Source organism: Sphingobacteruim zhuxiongii (assembly GCF_009557615.1).
Taxonomy (GTDB): Bacteria; Bacteroidota; Bacteroidia; order Sphingobacteriales; family Sphingobacteriaceae; genus Sphingobacterium; species Sphingobacterium zhuxiongii.
This window is the reverse complement of sequence record NZ_CP045652.1, coordinates 718521-740060: the sequence shown is the minus strand read 5'-3', so window position 1 is coordinate 740060 and position 21540 is coordinate 718521. Positions and strand designations below refer to the sequence as shown.

Sequence of the window (21540 nt, the reverse complement as noted above, 5' to 3'; positions counted from 1 at the left end):
TTGGAAAAAAAAGCAGAAGCATTACTTTCTCATTTTTTTTGAAAAGTTGTTAACCCATAACGCAATCGCAATACCGACGATCACAACGAACACCCCTCCGCCAATCCAAAACCAAAGCATGCCCTTAACAGTGGGCTTGCTTTCGCTCGCACTTTCCATAGATTCCTCACGCCTGTGCTGTTCTGCAGCAATGGCCACTTGCTTTTTAGTCGTGTCCTGCGTTCGCTCTTCACTTTGCTTACTATAGTCACGTTGTTCAGTTATACGTTCTTTGACTATTGTTTCCGTGCGTTCTGCAGGCTGATCGATAGATATGGTCAGTGTTTTATTAAGCGTGTCCAAGACAGCTTTAATCAATCCTACTGCGCTATCCATCGGAAGGACGTTCTCCCCAGGCTTAAGATCACCTCTTTTAATGGTAACACTTCCTTTTGATCCATCGCGAGTGGTAACCGTCGTTGTCTCGCGCTCGGTGACTACCGTTCCTTTGTCAATCTCCTGAGATTTAACCTCTCCTTTACTTGCGGATTGTTCTATCTGCTTGACCTCGACTTTAGCCCCTTCGGATACCTCCATTTTTGAGGACTGCTTGGTCTTACTTTTAAATATCCCGCATGATGCAAAGGCGCACATTACGCACGCCATTGCCACTATCTTAATCCTTCCCATCTAATGCTATTTTAAGCTTATTTAAAGAACTATTTAAACTATCTAATGACTTTACCAATAGCGGTTGCTCTGTGCGCTCTATCGGCTTACTTTGACTTAACGATGTCACTATTACCCACAATAGCACCATCAATAGGATAACTGCTTTTTTCATTTCATTCTCTCCTTTACGTAATTGAATGTTGAATCAGCATTTGCACTGATGGTATCTACCTTTTTTGCGATCGGCTCGATTTGGTCGGTAATCTCTTGTTTAGACTGCTTGCGCACCTCTTCGATAATCCGCTCGTAAAGTTTGGCTTCACGCTCCATCTGCTCGTCTTTCCCATCAGTTGTGTAATACAATACATACCAAAACACTGACACAACAACTAGCAAAGCATACGTAATTGGATGCTTTACTATTTGCATGAATGTTGGTTGCTGATTTTCTCTTTGCTCTGCCATTCTCTTACTTACTGAAATACAACTCTGCTTCTGCCTTTCTTCTGCGTGTCAGTCCGTTTAAAACCTTGCCGCCTGCTTTATTCCACTTTACAAACTCACTTGCGATAGTTGGATCGTTTGGGTTTGCATTCACCTTACGTAACAGCGTCGATTTGCTGAGATTCGCCCCGCCCAAATTGAAAGTGAAGCTTACTAGCGCGTCGAACTGATTTTGCGTCAGTGATTTTTTAACCAACCGTAGCACATCGCTCTCATATCCTTTCAAAATCTCCTGCAGCATACAGGTAGCCTGATGTTCAGTTAATGGTCTATCTTGCATGGTGACCTTGCGTCTATCCGGTAAGTAATATGTAAATCCGTATCCAATCGTCGGAATGCCTATTGGATCTTTGTACGGCTTTGAGTAGAATCCCTCGAAGCTTTTAATAAGCGCTATTCCCTTTTCTCCTGTTCTCATTCTCTTCCCCTTTTATTAAACCCCTACCGAGATAGGGGCGTCCATTAACGTTAAATTGGCGTTACGATACCTGATGTATCACCTTCTAATAAACATCTGCTATCATAGTATGTGTTCCGAACAGCTTCCGAACCGGAGGTTCTGATGCTATAGAAAGAATCATGTAGATAACAATTGAACAACCATGCCTTTCCGTCAGCATTTTGGAATGCGGCAGAGTTTTCTAAATAAGCTCCTCCTGCATCAACATCAAAGTTTAATGACATCGTCCCAGCGCCAACGTCCGCAACTGTACTTCCTCTAGACTTTCTAAACTTCCCTCCTATACGGATGATTTGAATTCCGTCATGGGCAGTAGTGCCATTAGCTGAGGTTTCCAATGGAGAAGTTTTTCCAGTGTCAAAAGACCAACCGTTTACCTCAACGACTTTCATGACTTCATATCCGACTTTCGTTGTGTGATAATTGAGTGCGTCGCGTTGCATATTCGCACCTCCACAATTTTGTGTGTAGCAGTATTTGAAATTATCGATTGCAATGCCGTTCCCTAACTTATTGCCATATGTGCTACAATTCTTCACGTATACTTTAGTACTGAACTGTGTCGTCGTATTGTTGGCTATATAGATAGCGGCTGTCGAACGTTGAACATAAGAGTCAATACCATCTAAGTAGATAAATGGAACTTCTGCATTTACAGCTATCTGAAATACTGGCACGCTCAATCCTAACTTTACATCTGCCGTAGGTGCATTTCCGTCAATAGTATTGATGTAAGCGTTAGTGCCATCTGTATAATAGCTTCCAACTGTTGATTTACACTCTGCCAATGTTGGTACGGATAAGTATTCGAAATATCCTTCCTGCTTCGATACAAAGCGTCTTAAATCATATACGTTCGACAATCCTGCTCTTGGAGCTTGGAATACATTTTCATCTGCCGACCATGTCAACACTGTAGCATCGTCTGCGGAGCTGATTAATGGGGAAGCTCCTTCATCGGCATGTATGATAAAAGGTGTAGTTCCTGTAATCGTAAGGTTTCCGACTCCTTTATCTCTGTTGTACCATCCCGACATCAATACTATTCTTCTTTTCCCTAACTCGATAGCTCTCGCTACAGTGTTCAACGCTTTCTCTCTGGTCGTTCCATCATTACCATTTGAACCATTTATTGGGTCAATATAACACGGAGCAATAGCGATGATTTGATCGATAACATTGTTAGTAATATCTGTCACCTCAGGAATTACTAATCCGTTACTCAATAAGAATAGGTTAAATGGTCTGAAAGTGAATTCAGCAGGATAATTTGCCTTTCTATTCCATCCTTGAGATACGCCGTTACCCCATTTGCCAGCGTATTTTGTGTATTGCAATCCTGTTGATCCGTCGACATAAGAAGTGCCTGTCTGCGCTAGCGATGGCGCACCATTTCCCGAAGCCCCTAATGTCATTATCGACTGTTCAATAGTTTTAATCTGTGTGGTTTCTATTTTACCCTTAATTGTTTCAGCCTTAACACTAGTATCAAGAACAAACTCATTCGAGTCAGATTCGTAAATCTTAAAGGTATTGTTGAATGGTGAAGTAGATGGATTCGCACCTACATTCGTTCCGCCGTCAACTTGTATAGCCATTTGATTTGCTGTGGCTAATGGTTGAAATGTGAAATCAGTAGGAAATCCTGTAGAAGGTTTGTTTCCTAAATATGTAGATCCATTCCAAAAGTGTACCCTATATAATATTGCCTGACTTGCCGAGATGCCAAACCCAAATATTTTGTAAAACTTACTCGGATTACTTGCCATCTTAGTTGTACCAATCCAATTTAACCCCCCTGCATTCTCTCCAGTAGTAGGATGATATTGTCCGGCAACTAAAGTAAATGGCAATTGATTGGCATTAGGTAGCGATGCTACAGAAGAAAAAGTGTCGTAAACAGCTTTCTGTGATGTGGCTTCTGTCCCGTCTTTTACTACTACATTAGCAATCGGTGTTACTGGCAAAGCCCCCATGTCTTTTAAAGACCAAGAAGAGCCGCTCCAATAAGCTTTCCAACGCTTTGTAATATCGGACTGTACTGCTCCGGATCCAAAGTTATACCATAAACCGCTAGCAACTTCCGCAGTACGCTGTTCTCCTGCTGGTCCGTTAGGTACTACTAATGCTGTACCCGAAGTTGTACCCCCTACTAACGGCTCTAGTTCAATGCCTGTAATAGCTAGATAATCTTTTGCTTGATTGAAGGTAGCTTGATAAGCTTCACCTGTTGACTCTTTCGAGATCATTAATTTGTCATTGCCCCCTATGCTTGTAGCTGGGCTCATTTCGCTTGGAAATTTAACTGTAGCCATTCTCTATACTCATTTAACTAATATCCCCCTGTTCAAAATAGGAGTAGATATACTCCTGCCGCTGCACTTCATTAGTTCTTATTTGAGCAAGCACACCTTCAAAGTGGCTTCTTAGGTAGTCTATTTTCCCCTCGACAAATACGAATCTTTTGCTGTTTAGATATTTGCCGATGGTTGCTGTAATGTATTTGCTGTTCTTCTCTTGTAAGTAGTCATCCTCTGGATTGACTAGTATTTTCTTTTCGCTCCTGCATCTTACTGCGTAGTGAGCAAATGGATTTATACGCTCCATGTCAAAGCCTATATTACTCAATATATCGTGTGCCTTACCGTATTGAAAAGTGAATTGTCTTAGTGAATGAAGCAATAAAGGTTGTCTCGACGAATCAGAATTTGTATACCAATTTTTTAATCTTTCGCCCGAAGCATTGTAATGTATACTTAACGAATCTTCACGATATGCATAGAAGTACCCGTTTTGGCCAAACGTTTGGTAATCCCCATAAAATGCTGTTTGTTGCTCTGTTGGGGTAGTAAATTTGCCTTCGGTAAGTTTTGTCTGAAAAACTGTACCGATCGGATTTTGATTATCGTTTTTAAACGTTATAGTAAAATTCTTTAAAACGTTGTGAATCTCTGTTAAATCAGGATTGTAAGTATTTTTCTTGAACGCTGAATTTGGGTAGATTCTAACAAAAAACTTTGCTGTCTCGATATCGTACGATTGCTGAGATCCAGCGGCTATATTGATATCTAAGTTCCATTCTTGTTCAACAGCAATATTTAACGAATTAAATTTATCTTCAAAACCAAATGGATATACTGTAATTTGCCCACTAGAATTGATATCCGACACTAAAACAAACCGATTATCGCCTGTATAATTATTCTCGATATCGATACGGTTTTGAAGAGAGAAATAGTGCTTTACCCCTGGGATATTTCCTTCTTCAATCTCCATAAAAAGACCGATCATTATTGCTGTATTGGGCTTGCCAGTGCCTTTAACGTTAACCGTAAAGCTCGACTTCTTTTTATCTAACGTAACTACTTTAAATTTCGTTGATTCTAGAATGAATGAGTTACCGATCACCTTATCAGGTACCGGAGCAAAATTCGTTGTGTCGTTTGAAAGGACGGTGATATTACTTTCTTTGATCTTAACTTCACGAATATCATTAGGATAAGTTGAAGAGATAGAGCCGTTACCATTGTATGACGCTGGTATATCAAGCGTTGTTTCAGAGGTAGTTCCTGCTTTTGCTGTCCAATATTCTACACTAGATAATAGTTCATTATCGCTATCCAATGAATAGTTTAATGGGTATATCATATCTTGCCCATTGTCTAGCAATATGGTGTTCTTTGCTCCTGCCGGATGTGATATTTTTTCTGCACCAACATTTACGCTACTGAAGTAAACCTCAGGCATCGTCTCTCGACTAATACCTAATAGAGTTCCGTTCGTATCGTATTCAAATAATATCCCGTATCCTAATTCTAATTCGTACTTATTAACGATCCACCACTCCCCCTTGTACTGAGTAAGCAGGCAATTAAATTGAGCTAGTATCGATTTAAGTATAGTATAGCAGTCATGAAGTTCCTTTTTCTCAATGTCTTTATATAACCGCCATTCACTCACAAAAGCATGCTCTAATGGATTGACTTTTTCGTAGCCTTCGAAGTCAGCATCTGATGTTTCAGATGGAATTTCGTCGCTATAGATACCGCATATAACATTTATATTTAACTCTAAACCCGTTTCTTTTAAGCATAACCGAATGATATCTAGGTATGAAACCTTGTCTTCAATATCTTGTGTGATCTCATAATCAACGTGCTTTAACGCGCCAATTCTATCCGATGCCGTTAAATTTATAAGCGGATTTTCCTCAATTGCTACGTTAAAAAAGTCTGGATAAACAAACCCTATCCATTCAATTTCATTGTTGTAATAAAAAACACATCGTATCTCTGTTTCATCCGATGTTGAGAGGTCATCAATATTAAATTGCAAATCCTCGAAGAAGCCCATTTCTGCTGATGTCGCGCGAATACACCCGCCTTTCTTGCCTAAATCGTTCTGATAAGATAAAGTGAATGGATTTGCGCCAGCTTCAATTGAATTTTTATCTCTTTGATAATCGTATTCGCCGTCAATATTCGATACTACATATTTCCCTTCTAAATCCTGTAAGTACTGATTATCATTGACTACTATAAACTGTTCACCTACGTAATCCCATAGCTGTAATTCGACACGCAATGGTACCATATTGCGATTACAGTAACTTAGAATATATTTAGTGTTATACGACATTACGAAAGCTTTGATTTCTTCTGTTGTGAATAGTCGAAAGAACCAACCAAGTCACCGTTTTTAATTCTAAGAGTTACTTCTTGGCGATCGTTGTTGTAGTATGCCCCACGAGGCACGCTACTAGGTGAAGACGTTATATTACTCCCATAACTACCTGTATTTGTGCCATTAAAATTTGACGTCTGCCTGCCAACAGAAGCGGACGCGATTGATCCTAAGGCAACTAAAGCGGCTCCTGCAGCTATGGCCAACATTGGATTAAGCATCAATTTCTTTAATGCTAGACCGGCTACACCAAACGCAATCATTTGTTCACCAATAGATTTTGATAATCCAGCTAAGCCTTTGAGTAGCCCTTTGCCGATTCCCTCCATCCAGTTTCCTCCCTCTGCTATAGTATTACCAAGTGCTGACATCATGTCGGATATACCGTTGCCCACTAACGATTGAACATCTAGGACTATTCCTGCCATAGTTGAACGAACGCTATTTAGCTTTTCGTTTAGAACACTAACATCAGCATCGAATTTAATTTGCGCGGGGATAGTTATTGCGGAATTAGACAGTCCACTAAGACCGGATAATTGTAAATTCTTCGTAGTCCCTAGAAACCTTTCAGCTTGAGCGTTAAGTAACTCAAATTGTCGATTCTGTGTGGCCAATCCGAAAGCGTCAGCTTTTCTCGATGCATCCCCTATTTTCTGTATCTGCTTAAAGATGCCTTCATACTTAACACCGATTTCGAATACTTTTCTGTCATACTCACTTAGCGACGCACCTTTAATATCGTTCAGAAGATCCGCGTAGGATTTCCCGAGGTCTTTTGTAGCTTTTGCTTGTTTTTCAGTTAAAGCTATTGTGTTAGCTTGATTGGTAGCCGCAAAACCTTCTAGCTGGTTGATATCCTCTTGTAGTTTTGCTCTATCTAGCAAATTACCGGATACCTGTTTTAGAATGTCCGCTCGCTCACTGAATAAGTTATTTAATCTAGCTACATTCCCAGCTTCAACAGATTCGGAAACAGCACCGGCACTCTTTCCCGCGGTTGTTAAAGATTCTTGTCTTTGAATAGCGATGTCTAGAAGAGCTATTTCTTTTTGTAGACTTCTGTTGGTCTCGTCAATCGCTAACTGTTGGGATGCCTTTTCTCCTATTCGACCGTAAGCCGCTTGCGCTCGTGCAGTAGCTATGATAGATTTACTAACCTCGTCATATGCCGTTTTAGCCTTACCGAGCATAATCTGTTCTTGAGAGAACTTCCCGAATAATGCAGGATATTGATCAATCAAATCCTTAGCCGCTTTCTTTCTAGCTCCTGTACTTTGGGCTACATCTTGAGTAACTTTATACAGCGTACCTAGTTGAGCAACTTCCGCACCCGACTGTTGAGCAGCCTTGTACATCGTCGTACTTAAGTTGCTTAAACTATCGTTTAGCTCCTTAAATTTATCTGTACTTTCCTTAGTTGCTTTGTTTGCTTTTTGCTTCCATTGTTGGTAAAGAATAATTCCAGACGTAACAGCCGATAAACCTAAACTAAAGAGGTTAATAGGGCTTAATACTCCTGCGACAGCTCCTTTAAATATCTGGAAGTTACTAATAGACTTCCCTTGCTCTAGCGCCGCCTGACGAACGTTGTTAGCGTATGTTTTATAATTATCCGATAATTGGGTTAAGTTGTTGGAAATACCCATCATCCCGAAAGGAGCATCTTGGATAACCCTATTGAATTCCATAGCTACGGTACCAGCGCCTCTTTGAGCTTTGGAAACCTTATCAAGATCTTGCTTTGTTCTATTGGCAAAATTGCTAACATCTTTCCCCGCCTTATCTAAATTAGGAGTCCATTTATTGATGTCGGCTTCTATAGTTGCTACAAAACTCATTTCTTGCTATTCTTTTGTTTTAGATACTCTTCATACTCCTTTAGGTGGCTAGAACGTTTTTCATCACTTATCCGTGCGATTGCTTTCTTGTCCGTGTCCATCGGAAGGAACTTTTCTAAACCGTCCTTTGTAAACCACATCGGATTCGGTTTACTGTGTGGCGCTATTGCTGTCCTATAAGCAATAAACCTCGTTCTGTACCACGATTCCTTCTCTTTATGGTTTCTTTCTCGGTAGTAAGCGAACCGCTTAAGAGTAAACTCATACCAAGACATATTGTAAAAATCGTGTAGCCTTAATCCCAACTCTCCCACCGCGAAGGCTACACAATCTATTTCCCAATTTACTTGGATTTCATTGTCACTACTTTTTTTTTGCTACCGGATTCGCTTTCCTCGATATCGTCCTCGTTGAGGTTTTTAAGCGCATCAAGCACTTTTTCACCGAAGGCTGAAATAAGGAACGAGTCGCGTATTTTCATAGCTTCATCTTCGCTATACTTACCGATTTCATCAAGCGTATCGTACGCATCATCTAAACTCAACTCATTCAGAGAAAGAGATTTCTTTTGTGCACTGCATAAGCCCAAATGAAGTAATAGTGCCATGCTTTCAAACGGATTGGAAGCCATCTTGGTCAACACTCCGGCAAGATCGTAACCCCACCCTTGCTTAGCTAATTGCCCCATAACCCAACTTCCAAAATGAAGCTCGATTACCTTTTCGCTGTTTACATTAATCTTTAAAGTTTCCATGATTAAGGCGTGTGTGGGTCTACTTCTGTTGGATCGTTAGTGATTGTAAGGGTTGCGCTAAAAGTAGCGTCCTCACCTGCTTGGTAACTATCTGATACGTTTGATAAAAGTGCTTTAAAATAAATGAATCCTTCCGGCCCTCTGTTCAATCTGAAATCGTCACCAACTCCAGCAGTAACCTGCGCTCTTGCTAATGCTTTTAATTCACCTACGGTAACACCTGGAGTAACCCCACCTACTGCGGTAGTATCGATCACCTCTCCTTCGATTTGAACGCTTTCCGAAATAGATTGCGGACTTTGAATCGTTTTACCTGCATTACACATGTTCACCTTCTCTACGGTGTTCATTGTTAATTCATGAGAAGATGATGTTAAACAAACCACTGGCTTGTATGCGTCACCATCCCAATATGCGAGCGTACCTGTATCTCCTTTGATATATACTTCTCCTGCCATCTTCTTATTGATTTACTATGTTATTGTAAATGATTACTTTGCTAATTGCTGTTGTTCCGTTAGCTTCTTCAAATATGGTTCTGCTTAATTCTTTGTTTACTCGTTGAAATGAGTATCCGTTTGCGTTTATAAGCGCGTGGGTTTTACCTGTTGGCTTGATCTTCGTTTGAACGATGTTTGATACCTTCTCAGCGACTTTTTTACCGATCGATTGATTAGTAGGAAACTTCGTTACAATACGCAGTGTTAAAGAGCAGTTTTGACGGTAGTTACAGAAGTTCTGAACTCCTTCAATCTCTTGCTGATCTTGAATAACTACATAGGTAGAAGCCCATGTATTCAGCTTCGGGATTGTCTCATTTGGGTTGAAAAATTCATCAAATACAGGAATCTCTACACCATCAACAACCAAAGGCGTTAACGCTGTGAAATATGCCCTTCTTAATGCTTCTGACACGTCCATTATGATTTCCTTTTAACCTTTAGTATTTTATCCAATTCAACCCTAAATGCGTGCATCAATCGTAGATAGTTGTTGTACAAGTATGGGTGTCCTTGCATGATACCTTGGCCGTTGACATAAAATTTCATTGCTATGTCTCTAATTTCTTGTGGATATGGAGCTAATATTTCCTTTGCACTCAATCCTGTTCCAAATTCTATGTAAGCAGCTAAGTCATTTTCTCCCATTACTCCGACTTCAGCTTTAAACCCACTGTTAGTAAACTTTTTATCAATATGTATGAAGTTTAAATTCTCAAGACCTTCATCCAATATGTAATCCCTGTCACTACTTGCTTTATCCAAGTCCCGAATAGCATCAATTTCCAACTGAGATGCAAACTCCGCGATTAGGTCTTTGACTTTTTTCAAAACATCCTTCCGGTACTTCTCTAAATCCCTTCCAACCGTATTGATAATTGCCCCCTTAGCCATTGTTTCCCCTCACTATATCAAAGATCCATTCCTTTTGAAGCCTTACACTTTCAACTCGTGGTGTTGTGCTTATCTTAAAGATTTCACCTCTCCACTTCACGTCCTTCCCTACTACCGGATTAAAACCACTCCTAACAATCATCCTAACTCGATATGTTTCGGGAAGTAACAACTGCGCTTGCTCTAAATCCGAGGATTGTTGGAGCTGATTGATTTGCGCGAAGGTTGTCAGCTCGACGATCTCGACAGGATTGTAACCTCCTGCTCCGTCGGGCTCTTTCCCCCAGGTTACAAACTGAATCTTTTGATCGTACTTTCCGAGCTTCATTAGAATATTGGTCTTTTAGAGTATTGACGGAAGATGAAAATAGAAGCGTTTACAGCTTCTTTCTGCCCTTCCTCGTCGTTATCCTGTCTACAATCGAAACTCGTTGCTACACGCGTTAAAATCGCTACCTTGATAGAGCTATTAGGCTCTTCATAGTTTTCATCTAATGGATTTGAGAAGTTACGCCCTGAGATGTTCTCTGCGTCAGCTTTAGCCGCTTGCAGATACATGTCTAGGATCATATCAAAATCATCAATTCCCGTAAGGTTCATGTGCGCTTTAACTTCTTCGAGAGTAGGGAATGCCATTGTTAGCAGGTTTTACAGAGTTCAGACTTCGTGGTTTTTAACTTTTGTTTTGTTTGCTTTACCGCTTGTTTCGGCTCCGCTTCGGTCACATATTCGGCTACACCAGTGCGTACAAGATAATTAGCTCTACCCTCGGTAAATTCTCCCTCGTCGCCCTTCTTAATGCCATTTACGTGATCCTTTAAAAACTTGATTCTGCTCATTTCTTCGTGTGTAAAAGAAAGGGCGGGTTACCCCACCCTAACTAAATTCAACTAACCTATTATATGAACTAATTAAACAGCCTTTATTATGGTGTAGGCACTACTAAAGGCCCTTTAACCAATGCGTTGTTGTTGAAGATTGCCAGTGTTGCACGACCTTCAATACGGAACATGATTTTGTTACGTTTTGCCAAAGCAGCATCTTCGAACATTCTCAATTCTGGAGCCATACGAGTTACGTATGCTAACGCGTTTCGATCGAACGTTAAGAAATCAGTTGCAGGCAATCCAGTTGTAGTAACTACATCTAATCCGCCAACAGATAATTTACCGTTACTGAATGCTACTGATCCATTAGGTAAATCATACTCACCCGAACCAGTTGCTTTGTTTAAGCCTAAGCTAACAGCTGCGCGAGGATTAAGGATTGTATGAGTAGGATTATAGAATTCGTGAGTAGTCTCAACGATCTGCCCCCATCCTGCATCAATCACACGGTCAACAGCGTTTGTAAACGTTCCATTATAAGCAGTGGCTGCAGTCAACATACCCGTAACAGGGTTTGTGTCAGTAGAACCGTTTAAGATGAAATTGTTTTCCGCTGTCTTGTATGAAATAAGCAACTTAGATTGTAAGTACGACTGTAACCATGCGATATCATCCAACATTTCACGCTCGATGATAACATAACCTGCGATCCATTTGAAAAAAGCCGATTGGCTTGTCAAATCGTAATCAACCTGCGGTTTGTCAACAGCTGGATTAGTCCATAAACCTACTGCACCCTCACCGCCATTTTCTTTTGGATAAAGGATTGAGTTACCTGTAGAACTACCGCCAGGGATAATATCAGATAACCAAACACGGTTTTGAGGAACAGTGACCAATCCTGTTCTCACATCCTGTACGAATGGAGTAGCATTAGGGAAGTTGTTAGCGATTGACATATCACCAACTGCTTTCATAGCGATGGTCAATTCTGGACTACCCTTTTTAAAGTTTTGGATAGCTTCTTTGTTTTCCTCGATAGCTTCCGCTAAATATTCGTTGAACGATTTATTTACTTTCTCCACTGGTTCAATCTGTGACGCTTTCTTGATTTGTGACGACAATGTGTCGAAACGTTTATTATCTTCTACTGTTTTAGCGTCCAAAGCCTTTTTTACAGCTTCTTCTGCTGATTTTTCAGCATCTTCTTTGGTTACGAAACCTTTGTCCTTTAAGGACTTTTCTACGGCTTGATTTGCTTTTTCTTCGGCCGTTTTCTCTGCGGCATCCTTTGCAATCTTTTCGATATTCTCCTGAGCCGCTTTTTTTACTTCTTCTTCCGTTAATTCTGCCATGATCTTATGGTAAAAAATTTGAATAAATTGATTTTATAATACTAGTCGGCTCTGATTGTGGAGTGGTTTCGATTGCGCTATCGCTCGGCTCCTGATTTTCGAGTGACATTTTCAAAAACTGTTCTAATGATTTCAGCACGTTATCACTGAATTTGTGATTATCGTATGCTTTGGTGATGATATTCCAGAATGATTCTTGGGTTATTTCCTCTTGATCTTGGATAGACTTCACAATTTGCACCATGGAGCCTTGATTAGCCTGTTCTTTAGTCAGAACGGAAACTTCATCAAGTTTATACTCCATGACCTCTGCTCTTTGCTTAGGATTACGCTTTACGACGTAACCCCCAATCGAAAAACCGCTTTCAAATCCATTCTCAACCAAAAACTTAGATTCAAAATAAGTATCCCTACCCAACGCGGTGTCCATTAACATCTTAGCAGTTAAATGAAGTCCTACTGAATCATAAGGATTAAGCTCTTTTGGAACTCCTACCAATAAATTATTGTCGTGGTTTTTATAGATTTTGATTTTAGCTTTTCTTTCGGAAACTGTTTTCACAAAAGATGCAGGATTTGAGATATCCCCTACTAAATCCTTAATGGAATAAATATTGGCATAACCAATCAGGAACCCTGTTTGGTCATCCATATCCTTGAAAGGAACAGAAGCATTCTTGTATACTAACTCACTCATTTCTGCTAACGATATTAGCAAAGCTAAAATAGATTTAGCATATTACCAAATTTATTAGCAAAGTTTTAGCATAATTTTAGCTAAATTTTAGCAAACGCTATTTAGCTGAGTTCAAACGGCGTGCGTAACTCTCCGAAACGTAGACTACACAGCACGAACATTGTACGTTTTGAATAGCCCCGCCTGCTGGATCATGAGGTCGTGACATTTCATCAATGCCCCCCGTTTTAGGGTTTCTTACTTGGAATTTGTCAGATTTCGGTATCGCTTTGCCGTTATCTTGCTCCTCGTGAAAGGTTCTCGGTTCCTTTGCATAGCGATGAATCCATACCTTATACAGATTCTCCCCTGTTTCCCTTTCCCAATCTTCAGAGCTTCTATCTTTGGCAATGTTGGCTGCTTCTGCTATTTCGGTACGGGCGATCATTATAGAACGGTAAACATTGAACTGTCCGACACGCTCTCTTAGGAACTGTGCTATCTGTTCGGTTTCCAGACCTAAGTTAAAACCGATGGCTATTGTTTCCTGTATCTTCTTTCGTGTAGTGTCATTGATACCGGTTACCCTTCCTGCCATTGAGGATAAGATATAATTGGTCATGAAGTCCAACCAGGTGTTTAAGAAGAATTCGTTTGCTTTTGTTTTGAATGATGTTAGGGCATCATACTGACTGTTGGCGAGGTCTACCCCTACCTCTTTGTAAAGATTTGATAGTACATCGTTCATGGTTACATCTAAGAAGATAGCCCCTGATTCAAGGTTTCGGATTGCTTCATCAAGTTGGTGGTTAAGGACACGTAGGATCGCTTTGGCGTACTTCTTCTCGTATGCCTTTAGCTTTCTGTCCTCTGCTCTTGCGTATCTTCTTAGTTGTAGTTTTGGGTTCATATTAAATCCCAGAAATTATCATTTAAAATCCTCTGAATATCTGGTTCAATTTCTTTGGTGTTTAATTTACCTCTATTTTGAACCCTTCTGAATCTTCTCTTTTCCTTGCCGAGTAGTCCAATACCAATTGAGTTTTGAAAAACAACTTTCAATGCATTAATCATAACTTATCGTCATTTAATGTTAATCCCATATCAAATTCATTCAAAGGAACTTTACCCGATGCTATGAATACCTGATTGGCTGCATCGCTGTCCTCGATTTCTCCCCATCCTTCCAATACTCTCATTTCATTGATAGATAGGATTTCGCTCAATGCTCTCCTTTCCTCTAAATCAAGTTTCAATTCATCGTAGACACTCGTATCATAATCCAATACATAGTTCTTTTTATCAGCACGTTTAAACGGCTCTGTAAGCCATCTGTTAAGTCCTTCTTCCTCTTTGTTCAGATATGGAATGATAACCTCGTTAACGAATCTTTCCTTTGCTTCCTTCATGTTCTGATAGGTAGGGTTAGGATCGAACAGTACCGGAGGAACTCCCCAAAGGTCGCATAGCTTTACATTGGAGTACTTAAGACCATCAACGATAGCTAATGCCTGTGGGCTTAGACCGATGGCACTGTATTGTAGTGGCATGTTAGCATACACTACTTTGTTTTTATTTTCTGAACCGTGAACTTTCTTCTCAATAGCTTCATCAATCTGTTGAGCTTGTGTCGCTGTTGGCCATAACTTTGGATCATTGACATTAGGGGAAACAATACCTTTAGCTCCTTCGTTGATTGTACTATTTAACCACGCTTTTACTGCTGTATCATCTAATTGGAGATACTTCTGTCCTGCCTGTAGTGGTGACATTCCCCTAAGTTGGCTACCCATCGAATCAAATTCGGGATTTGCCATCTTCAATTGGAAAACGTCCTTAGCATCCAATTTGCGAATCTGACCATTCAAAAGGTTCAGCTTCCATCCTGTGATGGGATCGTTTATCGTTCCACCGAATACCGGTTCCATAAGGTTAGCCGGACACACGTGGATGGACAATGCGATGTCGCTATCGTCTGCCGTTTCCCGATACAGGAACGCTTCACCCTGCACAAAGTAGAATATGCGGAACAGTTCGATAAGCTCATTCCAGGACTGATGTTCGTTAGGTTGCTCGATCAGCTTTGAAAAGTTGTTGTTGTCATTGACAAAATCGAGTGCCTTAGTTCGATAGATGTTGTATTTAGCGTGTTCAACCTTATCCACCGACTTCTTACAGCTTTTGTACCTTAAGCTTTTCTTGTCCTCTTTTTCCTCGTATAGGTAAAGTGGAGCGAACGAGAGCTTATCCACAATCTTTTTGACGATTGAGTAAACCTCTGCATTGGATTTGTACCCTTTTAGAATAAAGTCCTCCCTGCAGTAGTTGTAAAATACAACATCCTTGAAGTTGATAAGGTTACCGTATAGGATAGCATTTAACTGGTTCTCGTATTCCCTCTTTTGGGGATTGAAACCTAATGCCTTATTGACGTATTGCCCGAAACTAGCCATTTGATTGCTTTAAATTGATTAATACCATAAATACTGCTGTTAGGGTTAAATAGGTTATTCTAGCAAGGATAGACCAATCAAATATGTTAAGATCGACCAATACAAACGAATGAAGCCCATAGCTAACCAAAGCCATGAGCAACAATCTTAATCCAAATACTATCACTTTATCTTTATCGAACATAAAACTCGAATTTAAATCTATACTCAAACCACATTCTCATCATTATCATATCTGCGTAGTCAGGTGATCTACCCAACAGTTCTTTTACTTCATCCTTTGGTAATACCTGCTTCTTGCCATCCTTATCCATATTATGCTGCTTGACTTGCTCTAGTTCCTGCGTTATAATATCACGAGTACCACTATCACACTCAATGTAAAGACCTGAATCGTTTATGAGCTTGGCTAAAGCATAATACATTTGGCTCTTAAGGTTCATGTAGTTTTCTGGTTGCTTAGTTTCCGGATTGTCTAATGGCCTACTATTATTCACAAAGCCATTACACCCGAGGATATCAACCACGCCGCCGCCTACACCATCATCATCCACAACAATATTTGACATCGGAACAGAATAGTACTCTGCAAGCTCCTGTATCTTCATCGCGGCTTCGGTAACCTTGTTCTTGTCGAACTCAACAATACGGACAAGCCTAAACTCATCCCAACAACCTATAACAGTTTTGTCACGCCCAAAACGGGCAATATCAGCCGTTATAAATCTCTCCCCACCTTTGACAAACTTATTTGTGAAGACATCCTGTAGCTTTCTAAAATCTATCAATGCCGCTGGATCATCGTCATACTCCCAATTACCATAGTAAAGCCTTTGCTTACTGTTTTCGTCAAGCTGTCTAAGCGATTCTAAGTAACTTTCCGGTAAGTGTGGGTTATCCGTTGGTAGCGCTTGAATAAACTTTCTGTATGGCTTTAATTCCTTCTTTCTGAATGGATGATAGAATTGAGAATAAGTCCAATTTTTAGCAGGGTTACAGCTCCCAAGCATTTTAGGTATTAGACCGAACTCCTTTAGCTTATATCGAATACGCGACTTAACGATTTGCCATGCTTTAAAAACGATCTGATTGCATTCGTCAATGAAAGCCCCAGTTATCTCCAGTGATCCTAAGCTATCAAAGTTTGGATCCGACGGATACAGGAATAAGTCCTTAAGAATTATTTCAGAACCGTTTGTGTGGGTAATTACTCCAGACTGTTGATTGTAATGGAACTGATCTGAAACTCCTAATTGTGCGCAGATATCAAAGAACGTATTTAAGGTTGTTTCCTTTAGTGTTTTGAGCTTAGAACGCCCCATAAGCCACCGTGACTTAGGGTATTTTTGGCAATTCTGTATAAGCCACATACAACCAAATGCAGATTTACCACCTCCAGCCGCACCGCCATATAAGACCTCCTTCGTAACTTCATCGTTGAGGTAGTAAACTGCATTCTCCTGCTTTGGTAAAAGCTTTATCATTCATCCTCCTGTGGTTTTACTCCACTACCGAGGTTTATTATCGTTGTAGAGACTTTCTCCCCATCGCTAGTAACATCAATCTTATCACCGTACTTCTTAGGCTGCATCTTCCCTAACATCCATTTACGAGCATCTACTCTCAACCTGTCCCTTTGGATAACATCGTGGTTAACTCTTGGATTACCGTTGTCATCGATACCCATGTCGTGATCTTCGCAATCAACGATATCAATTATTTCCTCGAAGATGTTTTCTGCTCTGGTCTCGCGCGCGCTCGCGTATTGGTTACTGTAATCAAAGTGATTAATCCACTTTAAAACTGTTGTATGGTCTAAGCTATCTAATTTGAAATGCCCTAAAGCAATACGGGTTGCTTTCCGTAGAGAAACGCTAGACAAAGCTATTTCCTCAAGCACGTATTCTAGTACCTGTTTCTTTTCTTCGTCTGATAATTCTCTTGGATTTGCCACTTGCTAAAATTTTGCTAAAAATAATAACAAAACTAAGCTAAAAATATTTAGCTACCAAACAAATGCTAAAAATCATAGCAAAAAGAAAGCCCCAACCAATTAAGGAAGGGGCTTGAAATATTGTTAAAACAAAAATCATTTGTATTTTATCCTATCTATTATTTACTTTGTAAGACATTTCATAAGTAAATGATAAGCGTCCTTAATCAATATAGCAGATATCAGCGCGGTCTATCAATGGAAGACTTATTCCCAAAAAGGGAGGATAACACTTGCGCGTGTGGTTGCGGCAACCTACTATATGGTCGTAAGAGAAAGTGGTACTCTCAAACATGCATGCATAATTCTCTTACACAATTCCAAATTATCAAGGGCGACACTTCAGTAATAAGAGAAGAGCTATTTAAGTTAGATGGGGGATTTTGTCGATCGTGTGGCGTATACGATGAAAAATGGCAAGCAGACCATATACTCTCAGTATCGGAGGGTGGTGCTGCCTGCTCATTAGACAATTTTCAAACCTTATGTTCTTGTTGCCATAAAGAAAAAACAAAAGCGTTAAATAGAATCCCAAATAGCAGCGATGTTTTTGCAAGCGGCCTCAATCTCAGCAAATTTCCGCTTAGTCCCTTTGGGACAAACTATAACACTTTCAGTAAACACGTCAAACGACGCACAGTGATCATTGCTTAGTGTAAAACCCGCTGGCGGCTGCATATATTTTAAGCCGTAATTGTAAAGGGTATTTGCTACGTATTCACCCGACCCATCAGTTAAACTATAACTTTTAGACAAGTGAATTTTTAGTAGTCCAAAGTGTTGCTTCGTTTTCACCCTATTTTTTACTACTAGGTCTGGGAAAACGCTCACTTCAACCCCGTGAATTATAAACTTGTCATTGTCACCAGTGTACTCCTCAAACTCCCATCCCTCGAAGTTGTCTTCCAAAAACAAATAAGCAGCCACATAATTTAATGCTTCTATTTCTGAGTTAGCTAATTTCTTTTGATGATCTCCCGTTGGATTTGAACTCTTAATATCGTTAATAGAATCAAATAATACCTGGGTATTGAAAGAACTCTTAAAGTATTCTTTAATGGTCTCCCTTGACGTTTGGTAATACGTAGATGCAAATACGTGTTTGCTTGGGTATTTCAGCTGTTTCAGGATTGCTCGTTGTCTAGCCGGATTGGCAATAATAAATTCCGCCAATTTATTGACGCTCATGTTGGGCTGTTTCCCTTTCATAATCTTTGTTTTTTGGTTTGTATTGCTAATATATTAAAAAATCCCCTACCGAGCGATAGAGGATTCTTACTAACCAATTATAAACCTAAATTATGAAAAGACAAATTAAATAAGGGAGATCCGCACCTATCCTATTATCTCCCTTATATGGATATACTTAAATATGCGATAACTCAAATTTACTAATATTTTTAGTAATTACAATTATTAACGATCTATTTGCCCAAATAATTTAGATGGTGGAATGACTTTAAGCTAAGGTCGGTTATTTTCTTATGTGAGTAATATATTTTGCTGTTCTTCCCATTTTGGCTTTGTGGTTTTAAAAGCCCGGCTTTTATCCATTTGTTTACTCTTTGATCTCCATAAAGACGCTCGGCTTCAAGTTTTGATAATTGCGGCTTAGAAAGTGTTTTATCTACTTTATCCATTGCTATGATGGTTGTAACTAGATGTTTTAGCTCATCGAGAGTTAATGTTATGTTGTAGTTTTCCATGTTAAAGTTTTTAATTGGTTTCCAGAGTGATTAAATCTTCATTTACTTTATTGATAACGGCTTGTTGAGCTTCATCTATTTTTCTCCAGTGATTATGTAAATACCCTGATGTCTCGGAGAACTCCGGGCGTTTATGATTCATTGCTCTAGATATGTAGTCGTCCTGAATATCACATTGGTCGCTAGCAATATTGGAAAACATATATCTCGCGGTATAGGGCACAATATGGACCGATAGCTTTAAGTCTCTTTCTAGATACCCCACTTCGAGCGATATGCGATCGTAATATTTAACCTTCTTTTTATAGATATTCTTATACCAAACGAACTCTTTGAGGTAGAACACTACTTCCGGCAATAATTTGATAGAGATAAATGCAAAGTCATCCCGTTTGTTTCGGGTTTTTCGTCGCTCGTATTCCGCGCGAACGCCATTTTTAAGCCATTTCTCGCAGTTGTCGAATATATCAGCATAGTTTGCCCCACACATGTAAAGAGACAACATAAAAAAACTTCTTCCAGCACCGATATTCTCGCCTTGATAGTCTCGAATCATTCGGACTTCTTCCAGACTAATCAAAGGCCGTTTCTTTCTTCGTTCTTTACTAGGCTTGACGCTATCAAACGGATTATACAATAACGGCATGTAGTCGCGATCAGGATCGTTTACAGATGTCATCAAATCATTGTACACCTTGCTCACCCTAGAATGATAAAGTCTAGCTGTATCAATTCTAAGCGGCGACTCTTGATTATCGATCATCCAATTATACCACGACTTTACAGATTTTGTGGTAAGTTGTTTAAGTAAGATTTCTTCCCCAAAATATTCTTTAAGTTTTTTTATTGCTGTTTCGTAGCCCGATATTGTATTCCCTTCTCTCTTATCAGATTTAAGATTAAATGACGAAATTCGATCACTGTAAAATTTGCAAAAATCAATAGTTTCTTTTATCGTAGCTCGCCTGTCTTCCTGGTCTCCGAACTCTACAATTCTTTTGACCTCGTCTATCTCTAACCTTTCTATATTAGATATCCCATCCAATCGCGACTTATAGAGCTTGTAGTCGTCGGAAAGATAGGATAATATGAAATCTAAAGGCACCTCACCATTAACAAGCTCGTCACGATCTATATACTTTTTAGAGTTTATTAGACGATGCTTTCTTTTATGAGTAATTCGGAAATTGACAAGTATAGATCTCTGACTTGTATTGTGTGCTATTATTTTTAGCGTAGCCATGATTTTTTATAAAACATTTATAAAACAATTATAATAATACTAAATTACTTAGCAAAATAGTTTTATTAAAAATATGGGCTTATTTGCTTTTAAGGTTGGTTTATATTGATTTCCAGACTGTTACAAACGATATATTTTATTTATCCTGTAGATTTGAAAACATCGTTTAATCTCTTGAAATCCTGTTGCTAATTGTGCAAATGTACGAAATCCTATTGAAAGGGAATCTATTCCCCATAAAAAATGGGGTGAAAGCAAATTCACCCCATCGGTAATATCTTTGAACCGCTTAGTCTCTTCTTCCGAAAAGAATCGAAGCGTAATATAGTAACGTTACTAAGGCTGATAAAGCGGCTACAACGTAGGTCATCGCTGCCCATTTCAACGCGTCTTTTGCCCCATCATGTTCAGCAGTGCTATGTGTCACACCAGAACGATCTAACCAAGCAAGTGCTCTTGCCGATGCATCAAACTCCACAGGCAAAGTAATGAAACTAAATAAGGTCGTTAAGAAAAGTGCACCAACACCAACGGCTAAAACAATGTAACTACCCGAAAAAGCCATCATCATCACACCGATTAATAAAACCCACGACGTTAAACGGGATGCCACACTAACGATAGGCACCATGGCAGATCTAAATTGCAACCAGCTATATGCTGTAGCATGTTGAACCGCGTGACCACATTCGTGAGCCGAAACAGCGGCTGCTGCCACAGAACGTCCATGATAAACTTCAGGGCTTAAGTTAACTGTACGATTAGCAGGGTTGTAATGGTCTGTTAATTGACCTTCAACCGAAATAATCTGTACATCATTAATGCCATTATCATTCAACATCTTTTGCGCAATCTCCGCACCAGATAAACCTGAAGATAAAGGCATCTCCGAATACTTCTTAAACTTACTCTTGAAACGGAACTGAACTATCCAGCTCACTAACATAATTCCAATAAAAATAATCCAGTACATCTATTGTATTTCTTTTAATTTTCTAAT

At 39.6% G+C, this 21540-nt stretch carries 25 protein-coding genes and 1 pseudogene; 1 reads left to right on the top strand and 25 read right to left on the bottom strand.

Translation table 11 applies throughout. The features are described from left to right. Positions 1–21: 21 nt before the first annotated feature. From GFH32_RS03200 to GFH32_RS03100, 21 genes are all read right to left on the bottom strand, one after another. Positions 22–669 carry a hypothetical protein gene (locus GFH32_RS03200; RefSeq protein ID WP_153509706.1) on the bottom strand — a complete coding sequence of 216 codons (648 nt, stop codon included), beginning with the start codon at positions 667–669 and terminating at the stop codon, positions 22–24. Next, entirely contained in the window at positions 656–823 is a 168-nt protein-coding gene (locus GFH32_RS03195; RefSeq protein WP_153509705.1) for a hypothetical protein, read from the bottom strand. The genes GFH32_RS03200 and GFH32_RS03195 overlap by 14 nt, the downstream gene beginning before the upstream one ends. Next, positions 820–1116, bottom strand: coding sequence for a hypothetical protein (locus GFH32_RS03190; protein ID WP_153509704.1), 297 nt, complete (start codon positions 1114–1116; stop codon positions 820–822). Before GFH32_RS03190 ends, GFH32_RS03195 begins: the two co-directional genes overlap by 4 nt. 4 nt (positions 1117–1120) lie before the next feature. Beyond that, the gene (locus tag GFH32_RS03185; RefSeq protein ID WP_153509703.1) at positions 1121–1573 is read right to left on the bottom strand and encodes a lysozyme; all 453 of its coding nucleotides are present in this window, start codon (positions 1571–1573) and stop codon (positions 1121–1123) included. A gap of 50 nt (positions 1574–1623) precedes the next feature. Continuing rightward, positions 1624–3930 (bottom strand): hypothetical protein, encoded by a 2307-nt coding sequence (locus GFH32_RS03180; protein WP_153509702.1) that lies wholly within the window; start codon positions 3928–3930, stop codon positions 1624–1626. 13 nt (positions 3931–3943) lie between these two features. Further along, positions 3944–6253, bottom strand: coding sequence for a hypothetical protein (locus GFH32_RS03175; protein ID WP_153509701.1), 2310 nt, complete (start codon positions 6251–6253; stop codon positions 3944–3946). After that, positions 6253–8139 (bottom strand): hypothetical protein, encoded by a 1887-nt coding sequence (locus tag GFH32_RS03170; RefSeq protein WP_153509700.1) that lies wholly within the window; start codon positions 8137–8139, stop codon positions 6253–6255. The genes GFH32_RS03175 and GFH32_RS03170 overlap by 1 nt, the downstream gene beginning before the upstream one ends. After that, positions 8136–8279, bottom strand: coding sequence for a hypothetical protein (locus GFH32_RS03165; RefSeq protein WP_153509699.1), 144 nt, complete (start codon positions 8277–8279; stop codon positions 8136–8138). The genes GFH32_RS03170 and GFH32_RS03165 overlap by 4 nt, the downstream gene beginning before the upstream one ends. Positions 8280–8482: 203 nt before the next feature. Then, positions 8483–8893: a hypothetical protein gene (locus GFH32_RS03160; RefSeq protein ID WP_153509698.1), complete on the bottom strand. Its 411-nt coding sequence runs from the start codon at positions 8891–8893 to the stop codon at positions 8483–8485. A gap of 2 nt (positions 8894–8895) precedes the next feature. Beyond that, positions 8896–9351: a hypothetical protein gene (locus tag GFH32_RS03155; protein ID WP_153509697.1), complete on the bottom strand. Its 456-nt coding sequence runs from the start codon at positions 9349–9351 to the stop codon at positions 8896–8898. Between the two features lie 4 nt (positions 9352–9355). Beyond that, on the bottom strand, positions 9356–9814 hold the full coding sequence (locus tag GFH32_RS03150) for a hypothetical protein (protein ID WP_153509696.1): 459 nt from the start codon (positions 9812–9814) through the stop codon (positions 9356–9358). Beyond that, on the bottom strand, positions 9814–10287 hold the full coding sequence (locus GFH32_RS03145; protein WP_153509695.1) for a hypothetical protein: 474 nt from the start codon (positions 10285–10287) through the stop codon (positions 9814–9816). Before GFH32_RS03145 ends, GFH32_RS03150 begins: the two co-directional genes overlap by 1 nt. Next, positions 10280–10615, bottom strand: coding sequence for a head-tail adaptor protein (locus tag GFH32_RS03140; RefSeq protein WP_153509694.1), 336 nt, complete (start codon positions 10613–10615; stop codon positions 10280–10282). The genes GFH32_RS03145 and GFH32_RS03140 overlap by 8 nt, the downstream gene beginning before the upstream one ends. Beyond that, the gene (locus tag GFH32_RS03135) at positions 10615–10923 is read right to left on the bottom strand and encodes a head-tail connector protein (RefSeq protein WP_153509693.1); all 309 of its coding nucleotides are present in this window, start codon (positions 10921–10923) and stop codon (positions 10615–10617) included. Before GFH32_RS03135 ends, GFH32_RS03140 begins: the two co-directional genes overlap by 1 nt. Before the next feature lie 2 nt (positions 10924–10925). Beyond that, the gene (locus tag GFH32_RS03130; protein WP_153509692.1) at positions 10926–11126 is read right to left on the bottom strand and encodes a hypothetical protein; all 201 of its coding nucleotides are present in this window, start codon (positions 11124–11126) and stop codon (positions 10926–10928) included. Positions 11127–11212: 86 nt separating this feature from the next. Continuing rightward, entirely contained in the window at positions 11213–12469 is a 1257-nt protein-coding gene (locus GFH32_RS03125) for a phage major capsid protein (RefSeq protein ID WP_153509691.1), read from the bottom strand. 4 nt (positions 12470–12473) lie between these two features. Next, entirely contained in the window at positions 12474–13166 is a 693-nt protein-coding gene (locus tag GFH32_RS03120; RefSeq protein WP_153509690.1) for an HK97 family phage prohead protease, read from the bottom strand. Positions 13167–13263: 97 nt separating this feature from the next. Next, positions 13264–14055, bottom strand: a complete 792-nt coding sequence (locus GFH32_RS03115) for an NCBP1 family protein (protein WP_153509689.1) — start codon at positions 14053–14055, stop codon at positions 13264–13266. Positions 14056–14215: 160 nt separating this feature from the next. Further along, entirely contained in the window at positions 14216–15598 is a 1383-nt protein-coding gene (locus tag GFH32_RS03110; protein ID WP_153509688.1) for a phage portal protein, read from the bottom strand. 173 nt (positions 15599–15771) lie between these two features. Then, complete coding sequence (locus GFH32_RS03105; protein ID WP_202111208.1) at positions 15772–17082, bottom strand: phage terminase large subunit; 1311 nt, start codon at positions 17080–17082, stop codon at positions 15772–15774. Then, entirely contained in the window at positions 17079–17552 is a 474-nt protein-coding gene (locus GFH32_RS03100) for a terminase small subunit-like protein (RefSeq protein WP_153509687.1), read from the bottom strand. Before GFH32_RS03100 ends, GFH32_RS03105 begins: the two co-directional genes overlap by 4 nt. Before the next feature lie 189 nt (positions 17553–17741). Here GFH32_RS03100 and GFH32_RS18600 point away from each other — a divergent pair. Continuing rightward, positions 17742–18095: pseudogene (locus GFH32_RS18600) on the top strand (HNH endonuclease); the annotation flags it as partial. Between the two features lie 15 nt (positions 18096–18110). Here GFH32_RS18600 and GFH32_RS18315 read toward each other — a convergent pair. From GFH32_RS18315 to GFH32_RS03080, 4 genes are all read right to left on the bottom strand, one after another. Next, the gene (locus GFH32_RS18315; RefSeq protein WP_228384205.1) at positions 18111–18800 is read right to left on the bottom strand and encodes a hypothetical protein; all 690 of its coding nucleotides are present in this window, start codon (positions 18798–18800) and stop codon (positions 18111–18113) included. A gap of 215 nt (positions 18801–19015) precedes the next feature. Next, positions 19016–19297, bottom strand: a complete 282-nt coding sequence (locus GFH32_RS03090; RefSeq protein WP_153509685.1) for a hypothetical protein — start codon at positions 19295–19297, stop codon at positions 19016–19018. 10 nt (positions 19298–19307) lie between these two features. Continuing rightward, complete coding sequence (locus tag GFH32_RS03085) at positions 19308–20540, bottom strand: phage integrase SAM-like domain-containing protein (protein WP_153509684.1); 1233 nt, start codon at positions 20538–20540, stop codon at positions 19308–19310. 289 nt (positions 20541–20829) lie between these two features. After that, positions 20830–21513 carry a zinc metallopeptidase gene (locus GFH32_RS03080; RefSeq protein ID WP_153509683.1) on the bottom strand — a complete coding sequence of 228 codons (684 nt, stop codon included), beginning with the start codon at positions 21511–21513 and terminating at the stop codon, positions 20830–20832. Between the last annotated feature and the right edge of the window lie 27 nt (positions 21514–21540).